General features: G+C 62.8%; 10 protein-coding genes and 1 pseudogene. 3 read left to right on the top strand and 8 right to left on the bottom strand.

Going from position 1 to position 12,966, the window contains the following annotated elements:
• Nucleotides 1–85 precede the first annotated feature (85 nt).
• The 5 genes from ACK3R5_RS02645 to ACK3R5_RS02625 all read right to left on the bottom strand — a co-directional run bounded on the left by ACK3R5_RS02645 (nucleotide 86) and on the right by ACK3R5_RS02625 (nucleotide 7,021).
• Nucleotides 86–478 carry a hypothetical protein gene (locus ACK3R5_RS02645; protein ID WP_411967984.1) on the bottom strand — a complete coding sequence of 131 codons (393 nt, stop codon included), beginning with the start codon at nucleotides 476–478 and terminating at the stop codon, nucleotides 86–88.
• Between the two features lie 6 nt (nucleotides 479–484).
• Nucleotides 485–1,420, bottom strand: a complete 936-nt coding sequence (locus tag ACK3R5_RS02640; RefSeq protein ID WP_411965496.1) for an ABC transporter permease — start codon at nucleotides 1,418–1,420, stop codon at nucleotides 485–487.
• Nucleotides 1,417–2,436 (bottom strand): ABC transporter permease, encoded by a 1,020-nt coding sequence (locus ACK3R5_RS02635; protein ID WP_411965494.1) that lies wholly within the window; start codon nucleotides 2,434–2,436, stop codon nucleotides 1,417–1,419. Before ACK3R5_RS02635 ends, ACK3R5_RS02640 begins: the two co-directional genes overlap by 4 nt.
• A 23-nt stretch (nucleotides 2,437–2,459) precedes the next feature.
• The gene (locus ACK3R5_RS02630; protein ID WP_411967982.1) at nucleotides 2,460–4,190 is read right to left on the bottom strand and encodes an ABC transporter substrate-binding protein; all 1,731 of its coding nucleotides are present in this window, start codon (nucleotides 4,188–4,190) and stop codon (nucleotides 2,460–2,462) included.
• Between the two features lie 134 nt (nucleotides 4,191–4,324).
• Nucleotides 4,325–7,021: a dipeptide ABC transporter ATP-binding protein gene (locus ACK3R5_RS02625; protein ID WP_411967981.1), complete on the bottom strand. Its 2,697-nt coding sequence runs from the start codon at nucleotides 7,019–7,021 to the stop codon at nucleotides 4,325–4,327.
• 186 nt (nucleotides 7,022–7,207) lie between these two features.
• Here ACK3R5_RS02625 and ACK3R5_RS02620 point away from each other — a divergent pair, with 186 nt between their 5' ends.
• Nucleotides 7,208–7,708, top strand: coding sequence for a hypothetical protein (locus ACK3R5_RS02620; RefSeq protein ID WP_411967980.1), 501 nt, complete (start codon nucleotides 7,208–7,210; stop codon nucleotides 7,706–7,708).
• Between the two features lie 197 nt (nucleotides 7,709–7,905).
• On the opposite strand, the pseudogene ACK3R5_RS02615 reads toward ACK3R5_RS02620, so the two are convergent.
• Both ACK3R5_RS02615 and ACK3R5_RS02610 read right to left on the bottom strand, forming a co-directional pair.
• Nucleotides 7,906–8,394: pseudogene (locus tag ACK3R5_RS02615) on the bottom strand (zinc ribbon domain-containing protein); the annotation flags it as partial.
• Between the two features lie 53 nt (nucleotides 8,395–8,447).
• On the bottom strand, nucleotides 8,448–8,849 hold the full coding sequence (locus tag ACK3R5_RS02610) for a pterin cluster protein (RefSeq protein ID WP_411967979.1): 402 nt from the start codon (nucleotides 8,847–8,849) through the stop codon (nucleotides 8,448–8,450).
• Nucleotides 8,850–9,194: 345 nt separating this feature from the next.
• Between ACK3R5_RS02610 and ACK3R5_RS02605 the strand changes: the two genes are divergently transcribed.
• Nucleotides 9,195–10,391 (top strand): ATP-grasp domain-containing protein, encoded by a 1,197-nt coding sequence (locus ACK3R5_RS02605; RefSeq protein ID WP_411967978.1) that lies wholly within the window; start codon nucleotides 9,195–9,197, stop codon nucleotides 10,389–10,391.
• Between the two features lie 87 nt (nucleotides 10,392–10,478).
• The gene (locus tag ACK3R5_RS02600; RefSeq protein WP_411967976.1) at nucleotides 10,479–11,366 is read left to right on the top strand and encodes a halocarboxylic acid dehydrogenase DehI family protein; all 888 of its coding nucleotides are present in this window, start codon (nucleotides 10,479–10,481) and stop codon (nucleotides 11,364–11,366) included.
• Nucleotides 11,367–11,590: 224 nt separating this feature from the next.
• Here ACK3R5_RS02600 and ACK3R5_RS02595 read toward each other — a convergent pair whose 3' ends face one another.
• Nucleotides 11,591–12,958: a flavin monoamine oxidase family protein gene (locus ACK3R5_RS02595; RefSeq protein WP_411967975.1), complete on the bottom strand. Its 1,368-nt coding sequence runs from the start codon at nucleotides 12,956–12,958 to the stop codon at nucleotides 11,591–11,593.
• Nucleotides 12,959–12,966 lie beyond the last annotated feature (8 nt).

The raw sequence follows: 12,966 nt of genomic DNA, 5'->3' as shown, positions 1-12,966 counted from the left end.
AGGGTGGGAGACGAGATAACTCTCAGTCGGCGACACGACGAGAGAAGAACGTCGCCCGAACCACCGAGGCAGGGCGTCGTTCGAGTCAGAAGAGCGACCCGGCGAGGGCCGACCCGACGAGCATCGTTCCGACCATGATGCCGAGGCCGAATCCGAGGATGCGGGTCATCGCCCGACGGGCGTCGGGTTCGGTCCACCCCGTTTTCGTGTCGAGGAACTCTTGCATCGCCTCGATGCCGGTGCCGAGTGCGACGGCACCCGACCACCCGAGGAGGCCGAATCCGAACACGAGCGACCCGAGTGCGAAGACGGTATCGACGGCACTGGACGCGTCGCCCACGAGAGCGAACCCGGCCACGGCGACGCCCGCAACGACCACGCCGGCGACGAGTGCCGTGCCGACGAGGTGGAGTCGAACGGTCACCCGTTCGGTGAGCGTCGGGCGGTCTGCCGCCTGACGGTCGGGTGCCGTGGACATGGTGTGTTAGTCGACTGCTTCGCGCATCCGTGGGTCGAGTGCGTCGCGCATCCCGTCACCGAGGAGGTTGAATCCGAGCACGGTGAGTGCGAGGAAGAACCCGGGGAAGAACGACCACCACCAGACGCCGGTGAGGAGGCCCTGACTCACGCCGTTCGAGAGCATCAGTCCCCACGAGGGCGTCCCCGCGGCGGCCCCGAACCCGAGGAACGAGAGTGCCGCCAGGTCGATGATAGCGAGGCCGAAGTTGAGCGTACTCTGCACCGTGATGGGTGCGAGACAGTTCGGCAGGACGTGCCGAACGAGCACGCGCGGGTCGGCCGCACCGAGCGCGACACTCGCGTCGATATACTCGTTTTCGAGGACGGTCAACGCCGCCCCGCGAACGACGCGAGCGAATCGCGGCGTGTAGACCAGGGTGAGCGCGGCAACCGCCCGCCAGAGACCGAGTTCGTCGGGGAAGATAGCGACGAGTGCCAGCGCCAGGAGCAGCGAGGGGAACGCGAGCAACACGTCCATCGTTCGCATGATGACGTTGTCCGTCATGTCGCTGTAGTACGCCGCGATGATGCCGAGGCCGACACCGATCGTCGTCGATGCCGCGACGGTGACGGTGCCGAACAGCATCGCGTACCACGCACCGTACGCGACGCGCGGGAGGAGGTCACGCGCCTGTCCGTCGGTCCCGAAGGGGTATTCGAGACTCGGCGCGGCGCGGTTCGGGTTCGTCCCCAGTTGTGACTGGGTGATAACCTCCAGGTCGATGAACAGTCTGGCGTAGATTGCGATGACCACCATCGCGACGATGATGATGATACCCGCCAGCGCGAGGCGATTCGAGAGGAGTTTGGAGATGAACGGCGACGCTGTCAGGCGGTCGATGAGGCCGCGCTGGTTCGCGTCCACCGTCGTCTTCGTCGTGGTTTTCGTGTCGGTGCTCATTGTTCGATGCGTGGGTCCAGGATGGAGTAGGTGATGTCGACGCCGAGGTTAACCAGCGTGAACAGGAACGCGAACGTCAGCACTGTCCCCTGAACGATGGGATAGTCACCGACCTTGATGGCTTCGACCAGCAGCGTTCCGATGCCGCCGATGGCGAACACCGTCTCCGTCAGCACTGCACCGCCGAGGAGGCCACCGAACTGGATGCCGATGACCGTAATGACGGGAATCATTGCGTTGCGGAAGCCGTGCTTCAGGACCGTAATCTTCGCCCCCTGGCCCTTCGCCCGCGCAGTCCGCATGTAGTCTTGCCGGATGACCTCCAGCATCGACGAGCGCATCATCCGAGAGATGAGCGCCATCGAGTAGATACCGATGACCGACGCCGGGAGAATCATGTGTCTCGCTGCCGAGACGAACATCTCCCACTCGCCGGCGAGGAGCGTGTCGACGGTGACGAGTCCGGTCACCCGAATCGCTTCGACGTTGTAGAGGACCGAAATCCGGCCGCTCGTCGGCAACCACCCGAGAACCTGCGCGAAAAGCAGGATGAGAAGCGGGCCGCTCCAGAAGATTGGCACGCTGATACCGGCGAGCGCGCCGATACGGGTGAGGTGGTCCGTGATGCTGTCCTGTTTGACGGCACTCAAAATGCCCAGCGGGATGCCGAGCGAGATGCCGATGAGTTGCCCGTAGATGGCGAGTTCCAGCGTGACTGGCAGTTTGTTCCGGAGAACCTCGCTGACAGCCGTGTTACGCTGGATGATGAAGGACTCGCCGAACTCGAACTGGGCCGCGTCGAGGAGGAAGCGTCCGTACTGGACCCAGATGGGGTCGTTCAGGCCGAGGCTCTCCCTGACCTGCTGGACGAACTCCTCGCTGGCCCGTTCACCGGCAATCGTCAACGCCGGGTCGCCCGGAGAGAGGTGCAGGATGGCGAAGACCAGCGACGCCACTCCGACCAGCACCGGAACGAGCAACAGCAGCCGCTTGAGTACGAATCGTGTCGAAATCATGAATGGAAAGACGGGTCAGTCCCTTAGTTCAGGCTGACCAGGTTGAGGTACGGCCCGCTGATGGCCGCAATCTGGAACCCGCTGACGCGACTGGAGACGCCACGGAGTTCGTCGGCGTAGTCGAGGTAGACCCACGGTGCCTCCTCGTGTGCAATCTGGTTCGCCTCGTTGTAGAGCTCCTGACGCTCGGATTCGTCGTAAGAGGCCTGCCCCTGTTCGACGAGGTCCATGTACTCTTGGTTCGCCCACGCGGAGCGGTTACTGGTGTTGTAGCCTTCGGTGTCGAAGCTGACCCAGTCCTGCCCGTCGGTGAGTTGGTCTTCTTCCACCTGCGGGTGCAGCAGCACGTACATGAAGTTGTCCGGGTCGGCGTTGTCGGTGTACCAACCGAGGAAACAGGCGTCGTGGCGTCCCTGTGCCGTGTATTCGAGGAACGGACCGAACGACTGCTGGTTGATTTCGACTTCGATGCCGACGTCGCCGAGGTTGGACGCGACGGTCTCTGCGGTCTGAATCGGCGACGGGTTGTACCCACGCGGGTTCTGGAACGTCGCGAGTTCGAACGTGAAGCCGTCACCGTAGCCCGCTTCGTCGAGGAGGCGCTGTGCCTCCTCGGGGTCGTACGGGTACGGGTCGAGGTTGTCGTTGTGGCCGAGGACGTTCGGCGGGAGTGGCTGACTCGCCTGCGTCGCGAAGCCAGAGTAAATCTCGTTGACGATGGCTTCGGTGTTGATGGCGTAACTCACTGCCTGCCGGACACGGCGGTCACGGAACTCCTCGCGGTTCGCCATGTTGAACGCCATGTAGCCGATGTTGATACCCTCGGTGCGGACGAGTTCGGCGTTACTCGCGTTTTCGACCTGGATGGACGACTGTGCGCCGAGGCCGTCGATGATGTCGAGTTCACCGCTCGCGAGTGACTGCGCACGCGTGGAGTTCTGGCCGATGGTGACGAAGACGGCTTCGTCCACGTTCGGACCGTCGCCCCAGTAGTCGGGGTTCGCCGACAGACGGATGAGTTCGTTCGCGTCGTCGAGGTTCTCGAGTTGGAACGGACCGGTCCCGACCGGGTTCTTGTTGAGGTCGGTGCCGTACTCCTCGATTGCGGCCTGGGAGTGAACGGCGGCCGCGAACATCGCCAGGTTGCGCAGGAAGGGCGCGTACGTCTGGGTCAGCTGGATGGTCATCGAGTAGTCGCCGTCGACCTGAATCTCGTCGATCCACGCACCGAGCGTGAACGGACCGTAGGCGGAGACGTAGTCGTCGCCACCGTAGTACTCGTAGTCGCTGTCGACGAAGCGGCGGTACGTCGCGACGAAGTCCTGTGCGGTGAACTCCTCACCGTTGTGGAACGTGACGCCCTCGCGGAGCGTGATGGACGCCGTCTGGCCTTCGAGACTGTATTCCGTCGCGAGACCCTGCGTCAACGTCGACTGACCCGGTTCGAAGTTGATGAGCGTGTCGTAGAGCTGTTCGGTGACCTTCGCAACCTCACCGCTCGTACTGTTCTGGAAGTCGAGCGTCGGCGAGTGACTGCCACGCCCGTAACGGAGGACCTGCGGCGACCCGTCGTCGCCACCGTTGCCACCCTCGGTCTCGGTTTCGGTCGTGTCGCCGCCACCGTTACCGCCTTCGGTGGTGGTCTCGTCGCCGTCTCCGCCGCCGGTACAACCAGCGAGTGCCGCGGTGGCCGCGGCCGTCCCCGCCGCGCTCAGGAAGCGACGTCGGGAGACTGTATTGCCATCTTGTGACATACGAGTAACTATCTAGGACAGCCTATAAAAATAACGAACCGCTCGTCGGACAAATGAGAGACGAGAGCGACTCAACACGGTAATATTGCGTGCGTACCGAAAAGAGATTACCTCGAAATCGAGTACAGAATAAGTTAGTCGTCTAACAGGTGGCACGCGGCGGGATGGTCGGTGGTACCGAGCTTCGGCACCGACCGTTCGCAGACGCTCTCGAACTGTTCGGCGAGGACCTCACTCGCCCGGTCCCAGTCGCCGTCGACGACGAATCCGAGCGCCCTATCGATTTCGTCGGTCAAGGCTGGCGACAGTGTATGCGAGAGGTGAGATTCGCGGAGTGCTTCGACCACCTCGTCACGGTCGGCAGTCCCGCCGTCTGCGGTCACCTGTGCTGGTTCTGCAGCGTCGGCGGCCGCATCTTTGCGAGCGCTCGACACGTCGAGGGCTTCTTTCTCGATGCGCTGACGGAGGTCCATCACTTCGCGGTAGGCCGCCTGTTCGATGTCGAGGTTCCCCGGTGGGATGATTTGCGGACACCGCGTCCGGAAGTGGCACCCAGACGGCGGGTTGATGGGACTCGGCACGTCGCCTTCGAGGATGATTCGGTCGTCGGTAGACGCCGCGGGGTCAGGTTCCGGAATCGCGGACAGGAGTGCCTGCGTGTAGGGGTGTCTCGGGTCGTCGAACAGTTCGTCCGTCTGGGCGACTTCGACGATTTCGCCGAGATACATCACGGCGATGCGGTCGGAGATGTGCCGGACGACAGAGAGGTCGTGTGCGATAAAGAGGTAGGTCAGGCCGAACCGCTCTTGGAGGTCTTCGAGCAGGTTGAGAATCTGCGCCTGGACACTCACGTCGAGCGCCGAGACGGGTTCGTCGGCGACAATGAAGTCGGGGTCGACGGCGAGTGCACGAGCGATACCGACGCGCTGGCGCTGTCCGCCCGAGAGTTCGTGCGGGTAGCGGTCGTACTGCCCGACTTCTAACCCGACTGCGTCGAGCAGTTGGTGGACTCTCCGGCGCCGGCGTTCACGTCCCGACGCACCCGGTGAGACGCTCACGTCGACTGCCGTCACCGTGTCGCCCTCGCGGTCGGTTTCCACGTCGACTCTGAGTCGTTCCTCGATGGAGACGTCCACCTCTGAACCGGTGACCGAGACGATGACGTGGGCCGTCGCAACCCCGTCGGACGACCCGACGATGGCGTCGATTTCGTCGCTCACGGTGACCGTGACGCGGTTCGGGTCGATGCCCGAGATATCGGTCTCGACTTCGCCCCGCACGTCGGGGTCCGACGCCGGCAAGTCGTGTACCTTGAGCGGTTCGCGGATAGTCTGGCCGACGGTCATCCGGGGGTCTAACGACGACAGCGGGTCCTGGAAAATCATCTGCATGTCGCGACGAATCGCCCGCAGTTCGTCGCTGTCGAGTTCTTCGAGGTCCGTCCCTGCGAAGACGACCCGTCCGTCCGTCGGCGGCGTCAGGTGCAAGAGACTCCGACCGGCAGTGGACTTTCCACACCCCGACTCACCGACGAGGCCGAGTGTCTCGCCCTCGTAGACGGTGAAGTCGATACCGTCGACTGCCTTCACGCTCTGTTCTTTTGCGCCGAGAACGCGGTCCAACAGGCCCTCACCCTGCTGGTAGTACTTCTGGAGGCCATCGACTTCGAGAAGCGGCGTGTCCGACGGTTCGGAGGTCTGTTTCGTCCCGATGGCGTCCGTTCCGTACTCGCTCGTGTCGAAGTCGTCGAGGATACACTTCGACTGGTGACTGACGCCGTCGGGCCCGTGTTGTTTGTACGGAATCTCACCGGCGGTACACTCGGATGTCGCCCACGGACACCGCGGTGCGAAGTGACACCCCTCGGGCATGTCGATGAGGTCCGGGACGTTCCCTGCGATTGGCGTCAACCGTTCTTTTTCTTCGCTCGGGAGCGATTCGAGAAGCGTGTAGGTGTAGGGGTGCGACGGGTTGTGGAATATCTCGTCGACCGGTCCCTCCTCGACGATTTCCCCGGCGTACATGACTGCGACGCGGTCACAGGTCTCGGCGACGACGCCGAGGTCGTGAGTAATCATGAGCACCGACATCCCGAGGTCCTCCTGCAGGCCGTCGATGAGGTCGAGAATCTGCGCCTGGATGGTCACGTCGAGTGCCGTCGTCGGTTCGTCGGCGACGAGCATCCGTGGTTGACACGCGAGTGCGATGGCGATGAGGACACGCTGGCGCATCCCGCCGGAGAACTCGTGTGGGTACTCGTCGACTCGTGCACCGGGTTCGGGAATCCCGACCGATTCGAGCACCTCGATAGTTCGCTCGACGATTTCGTCGTCGATGTCGCGGCTAATCTTCGGCAGGAGTTCGCGAACGGCGTTGAACCACGAGTCCTTTCGGCGACCACCGTACTGGTGGAGTCGGAGACTCTCGGCGACTTGCTCACCGACCGTCAGCGAGGGGTTGAGCGACGTCATCGGGTCCTGGAAAATCATCCCGATTTCGCTGCCACGAATCGCACGAAGCGCCTCCTCAGGTGCTTTCACTAGGTCGATGACGTCGCCATCGACGAACGCGGGGTCGTTGTACTGTTTGCGGAAGTCGTCTGCGAGGTGCGCGCTCTCCAGTTCGACGCTCCCCGAGGCGATTTCACCGGGGCTGTCGATGAGTCCCATCGTCGAGAGGGCAGTCACACTCTTTCCGGACCCCGATTCGCCGACGAGGCCGACGGTCTCCCCTTCACGGACGGTCAGGTCGATGCCGTCGACCGCTTTGACGCGACCACGGTCTGTCGCGAACTGCGTCCGGAGGTCCGAAAGAGAGAGCAGGTCTGTCATTGTTTGTGAGTGACCTGCATGTGATGAAATAACTTTTTAATTTTTGCCGGAATCGAGAGGCTCGGTACAACGGTTTTTCGGCAGGAAATTCACGTCGAACCGGTCGTCACCGTGACTCGTGCCCAGGCCCCCGCTGAAGCGACAGCAAAGCGAAGGTTTAGGTAGCGCTCTCCGACACGATTTCGCATGGACAAACATCCGCTTTCGGAATCGTCGAACACGTGGGAGACGGTGGTCGAAGAGTGCGAGGCGCTCGCAGACGACTATCGAGAGCGTGACTGGGACGTCGTCGTCGCCATCCCCGGCGACGTGGTTCCCGTTCCGGGGACAGGCGACAGCGTCGTCGAGCACGTCGGCCTCGACGTGGTGGTCGGTGACGATATCTATCCCGACATCGAGTCGGCGCTCGACGGCGTCACCATCGACGAGTACGAGGCGTTTCGGGCGGTCAAAGGCGGGCTAGTCTACCTGACGCTCGTCGTCCGCGCCACCGAGGACGAAGTCGCACTCTTCTTCCCGCTGTACTACCGTCTCGCCGAGACGGACCGAATGTTCTCGCTCCTGAAGGAAGGCGAGACGATGAAGACGAGAGTCCATCCGCTGGACCCCGAGAAAGGCGTGGAGTTCGTCCACGAGGACCCCGACCCGTTACTGCCGCCGGACTGGGACGCGAAGGCCGAAGAGTAGACCGACGACGATTGGGGTGTCGCCCGGTCGAAAATTGGAGCGGTGACTTACGACGATTTCTCGTCGTCTGCTGTCTCGTCTGCGACTGCGTCGCCCGTCGTCTGCTCTGTCTCCGGGTCCGACTCGTCCGTCGTCGCTACCGTGTCTTCTTCGTCTGTTCCGTCCTCCTCGTCTATTCCGTCCTCCTCGTCTGTTTCGTCGTCCGCAGTCGGGTCTGTTTCGTCGTCGTCCGCAGTCGTCGTCTCGACTCCCGTCGACTCTGTGACGGGGACGCCGAGAGCCTCTTTTTCGGCCCGTAACTCCTCCGCCCGCAGTTCGGCCCGCGTGTAGGCGTCGTAGATGGCAAAGAGCCACACCGCGGGGAACAGCAGGAACCCGACGAAGACGAGCGTCGAGAGCGCCGCGAGGATGGTCACGACGACGAACGCGAGTCCGCGTTCGAGTTCGCGGTTGTATATCTGTCCGAGGCCCGGGAAGATTGCCGACAGCAACGCCGCGACGAACGGGTTGCCACCCTCTAAGAGGTCCTCGACCGCCGAATCGGTCGACGACTTCGGCGGTGGTCGCTGGCGGACGCCACAGGACGGACAGATTTCCGCCTCTCTGTCGATGACGTCGCCACAGTTTCGACAGAACACTTCGTGTGGGCCGCGTTCTCGGGGCGGGGTATCAGAAGTAGACGACATAGGTGAGATAATCGGTGAACCGTCCTAAAGGTACGCCCCGCGAGAGCGGGCAGTCACACACAGTACATGAAGGGGTTGACGAGTGCCACCCGGTCGTCGTCTTCGAGTTTCGTATCTAACCCGTCGAGGTTCTCGTTGAAGTGGCCGTTCACCATCACTCGCGCGTACGCTCGCGTCTGTTCGCCCTCCGGGTTCTTTCGCCACGTTCCGGGGAGGTGTTCGGCTTTGATCCATCCACGAGTCGTCGCCTCCGACTCTCGCTCCGCCATCACCAACTCACGAACGTCGTATTCGTCGAAGAAGGCGTCGAGGAACTCGCGGAGGGTGTCGCCCTCGAACGTGTACTCCAGTCGGTGCATCCCCAGTTCCGTCCGAACGTGTCCGGTGAACCGCGCCTCGACAGTCGTCGTCGTGTGCGGTGTCCTCTCGGTGGTGTCGATAGCCTTCGAATCCATGGACAGAATATTCGTCTGCGAACCGTATCAGCGATAACCCGAACATATTCGTCCTGTCGAGTCTCGCCACTGTCTCCCCCACACGGAGTTCACGTTCGTAATCCTATCTGGTATATATTATGTAAAGTAATACTGTTGACATAGATTGATTATTTCACCGTGAGTATACTGGCCCATGCTGGTCCCCAGAGGCCTCCGAGAGCGTGCCGTACATCCGGCCACTGCGCGTTCCGGATTCGACGAGTTAGTTGGCGGGCGCGGTGCCCGGAGATGCGACAGCAGTAGACCCGGGCTATCGACCCACGAGCGGCAGCGTACTCTGTCGGTCGAGAGTGAGTACCCCCCATGACGACCGTCCTCGTGACGGACGGCCGGTCTCGAAGTTCGCTCGCAGTCGCTCGGTCACTCGGAGACCACGGCGTCCGCGTGGTCTGTGGCGAGGCGTCACGAATCGCGACGACGTTCGCCTCGAAACACGTGGACGAACGCTTCGTCTATCCCGACCCGCGAACCCACCCGGAGGCGTTCGTGGACACGCTCGACGCGTATCTCCGACAGAACGACGTCGACGTGCTCCTCCCGATGGACCACGAGACGACCTATCTCGTCAACAAACACCGGGACCTGTTCGCCGAACACACGCTCGTTCCAGTCGCCGGCGCCGACAAGTTCGACCGTCTCGTGCGGAAGGACTTCGTGATGCAGCGAGCAGCGCAGTTGGGTATCCCACACCCACGGACGGTGTATCCCGAACACGGTGACGACGTCTCGGAGTTGGCCGCCGACCTGACGTTTCCGCTCGTCATCAAACCCAGAGCGTGGGCAGGGTCGAAAGGCGTCCAGTACGTCGACGACCCGGCGTCGCTCCTCGACGCCTATCGGGCCGCGAGTCAGTGGGACCCCTACCCAATAATCCAAGAACAGGTTCCGAAAGACGGCCGTGGAATGGGTGCGGCGTTTCTCCGGTGGAACGGGGAGATAAAAGCGCGCTTCGAGTACCAGCGCCTTCGCGAGTTCCCACCGGACGGTGGTCCCTCGACGCTCCGCGAGAGCATCCGCGACGACAGACTGTTCGAGGCGGGGAAAGCACTGCTCGAAGACGTCGACTGGCAGGGCGTCGCGATGGTCGAGTTCAAAAACGACCCGCGAACCGGCACGCCGCAACTCCTCGAAGTGAATCCGCGATTCTGGGGGTCGCTCCACCTCCCGTACCGGGTCGGCGTCGAGTTCCCGTGGTTACTGGTACAGTGCGCATTGGGACTCGACCCAGAGCCAGTGCTGACGTACCCCACTGGCGTCAAGTGTCGCTACCTGTTGCCGGGGGACCTACTGAACCTCCTCAGTCGACGCGACGAAGCTGCGCTCGACGAGTTCTTTCCGCTCGTCGAAGACGGCGTCTACTTCGACATCATCGACCGGTCTGACCCGCTTCCGGCGTTCGCACAACTGGTCGTGATGGCGCGGCAGGCACTCGGGTATCCCACCTCACAACCGACGATACCCCCACCGAAGGTGCGCGTCCTCGGGCACCACGAACAGTAGTCGGCCGACTCGGTGACAGCCCCCTCCCTGCACTCCTGTTCGAGTGACAGAACGCCTATCACGTTCCCTCTTGTGTGATGTACTACCATGACCATAGACGTGAGCCAGCAGGTGTACGAATCTGACGCCGAGGGGTGGCAACGTGGTCTCTACGACGATATCCAGGCGACGTTTCGAGCACCGGTCGTCAACTGGTTCTTTCGGACGCTCGCGGCCAACCAACCTGCCTTCCTCCGGTACGCGTGGGGGCAACTCAAACCGGCGTTCGAGACGCGTGCGTTCGCCCGCTACGTCGTCGAATACCGCGACACCGTCCTCACCGTCCTCGAAGACGACCGGTCGCTCCCGACGTACACGCCGTCTGCTGTCGACCTGTCACCGGCGGAGTTCCGCGAAGCACGGGGGCAACTCGTCACACTCGATACGGTCGTGCCTCGGCTCGCGTTCGTCTTCGACCTACTCGACACCGCACTCTCGGGTGACGCTGTCGGGACGTCTCCCGACGAAACGTGGGGGTCCACTGCGCCGTTCCCCGAGTCCAACACAGAACAGGGGCGGTCCGTCACGATGATTCCGTTCGAAGCAGTCCCCGACTCGCTGGCCGACACTGTGGCCGCCATCCAGCGCGTCCACGGATTCGACTCGGGCCTCCCGACCATCTATCGCAGTCTCGCACAGTGGCCATCGCTCCTCGAGACGATGTGGGATGACCTCAAACCGGTCCTCGAATCGACGGCGTTCGAGGCGGCCTGTGTCTCGTCGTGGTCCTCCGCCGAAGCACACGTGTCGTCGCTCCCCTACACGCCGCGACTCGCACCCGCTGACCTCCGAGAGATGGGGCTAACCGACGACGACGTGACGGCACTTCGTGAACTCGCAGACCAGTTCCGTCACGGCCCCGTCGAGACGGTGCTCCCGGCGGTGACGCTCTACGCGAACGTGCTCGGGGCGAGCGGTCCACGGCACCTCGGCTGAAACGTCGGCGTCCCTCGTCGATGCCGCGGAGTCTTCGTCCTACGTCCGCAATATCTCTCCGAACTCGTCCGCGTACAGCACTTTCAGTCGGGTGATAGCCGACCGGAGGTCGTTGAGGTGCGACGTGTTCGCGAGAACTGGGTTCACCGCCTTCGGCTTCGATTCCGTCTCTGAATCGGTCGTCGAGGTCGAGGTCGAGTTTCATTCGTCAGTAGTCTGTACGGTCACGCGAGTCTGGACTGTATCTCGGCGGCGGCGCGTCTCCCAGAACGAATCGCACCGTCCATGTGGCCGTACCAGTGCGTCGCCCTCTCCGCACCTGCCCAGTGTATCCTGCCGACTGGTTCCCGAATCACATCCCAGCAGGCCGTCATCGTTCCGGGCGTCGGATACCCGTGGTATGCACCCCGCGAGTACGGGTCGGACGGCCACGACTGGTCGAGATAGTCGATAGGGGCCTCGAATCGGTCGTCGTCGAACACCGACGCCAACTGCGCTGTGAGTGCCGTGCGGCGGTCTGCAGATGTTCGGTCTGCCCACTCGCGGGCGTTGTCGCCACAGATGAACCCGACCAGACGACCAGTCTCACCCTCCGGATACCCATCGTCGAAGAAGTAGTCACCGGGCCCGACGTCGTCTTCGACGAGCCCCGACAAGCCATCATCGCGCCAGAACGGGTCCTCGTATCGGAGGTGGCACTTGACGACAGTTCCGTTCGGCATCCGCTGTGTGAGTTCGTCGTGGGCAGGCGGCATCGCAGGGTCGTAGTCGATGCGACCGGCGAGCGTCGGCGGCACGGCGACGACGACGTATCGTGCGGCGTACGTCCGGTCGGGAGTGTGGACGGTCACGCTGTCGTCGTCCTGGACGATTCTGGTGACTGGTCGTCCATAGTGGACTGCCGCTCCGAGTTCCTCTGCTATCGACTGTGAAATTGACTGCACGTCGACGACGACGTCGGTGTGTGAGTCCTGTTCCTCGTCGAGGCCAGCGACCATATCGAACCCGCCGGCAGTTCTCGCGTAGTAACAGAAGAAGAGAAACGAGATATCCGAGGGGTCGGCCGTGTAGATACCCGGAATCATCCGTTCGAATGCTGCGCGGGCCTCTGGCGATTCGAACTGTTGGTTGGCCCACGTCTGTAGCGTCATGGCGTCCCACTCGTCTGCGTGGGGTGCATCCTGTGGTCGCTCTCTCGGAACCTGTTGGACACAGCGCTCGATTTCCGCGAACGCTTCGAGGAGTTCGGCCCCGGCGTCTCCGGGAAGCGCTCGAAGCGCGTCCACGTACGTTGGTTCGACGTACACCTCACCGGCGACACGACTCACGACGGCGCCCTCACCGTACTGTGGTCGTGTGTCGATGTCGAACTCCGCGACGAGCGAGAGGACGTGGTCCTGGTCGGCACCGACCCACTGTCCGCCGTACTCGACGACGTCTCCGTACTCGGTGTGTGTCGTGTAACTCTTCCCTCCGACTCGATTACGTGCCTCGACCACGACGGTATCGATACCGTCGTCCTGCAGACGCCGACCGGCAGCGAGGCCGGCGAGGCCGCCACCGACGACGACGACATCGTGGGTTGTTGTCATGGCACTCG

The sequence above is a fragment of the Haloferax sp. YSSS75 genome, assembly GCF_046764215.1.
In the GTDB taxonomy this organism is placed as follows: domain Archaea; phylum Halobacteriota; class Halobacteria; order Halobacteriales; family Haloferacaceae; genus Haloferax.
Note: the sequence above shows the minus strand (reverse complement) of the source record. Positions and strands in the feature narration are given on the sequence as shown.

Coding starts and splice junctions, on each gene's coding strand:
- ACK3R5_RS02645 (WP_411967984.1), bottom strand. CDS start 478: ATGTCCACGGCACCCGACCGTCAGGCGGCAGACCGCCCGACGCTCACC.
- ACK3R5_RS02640 (WP_411965496.1), bottom strand. CDS start 1,420: ATGAGCACCGACACGAAAACCACGACGAAGACGACGGTGGACGCGAAC.
- ACK3R5_RS02635 (WP_411965494.1), bottom strand. CDS start 2,436: ATGATTTCGACACGATTCGTACTCAAGCGGCTGCTGTTGCTCGTTCCG.
- ACK3R5_RS02630 (WP_411967982.1), bottom strand. CDS start 4,190: ATGTCACAAGATGGCAATACAGTCTCCCGACGTCGCTTCCTGAGCGCG.
- ACK3R5_RS02625 (WP_411967981.1), bottom strand. CDS start 7,021: ATGACAGACCTGCTCTCTCTTTCGGACCTCCGGACGCAGTTCGCGACA.
- ACK3R5_RS02620 (WP_411967980.1), top strand. CDS start 7,208: ATGGACAAACATCCGCTTTCGGAATCGTCGAACACGTGGGAGACGGTG.
- ACK3R5_RS02610 (WP_411967979.1), bottom strand. CDS start 8,849: ATGGATTCGAAGGCTATCGACACCACCGAGAGGACACCGCACACGACG.
- ACK3R5_RS02605 (WP_411967978.1), top strand. CDS start 9,195: ATGACGACCGTCCTCGTGACGGACGGCCGGTCTCGAAGTTCGCTCGCA.
- ACK3R5_RS02600 (WP_411967976.1), top strand. CDS start 10,479: ATGACCATAGACGTGAGCCAGCAGGTGTACGAATCTGACGCCGAGGGG.
- ACK3R5_RS02595 (WP_411967975.1), bottom strand. CDS start 12,958: ATGACAACAACCCACGATGTCGTCGTCGTCGGTGGCGGCCTCGCCGGC.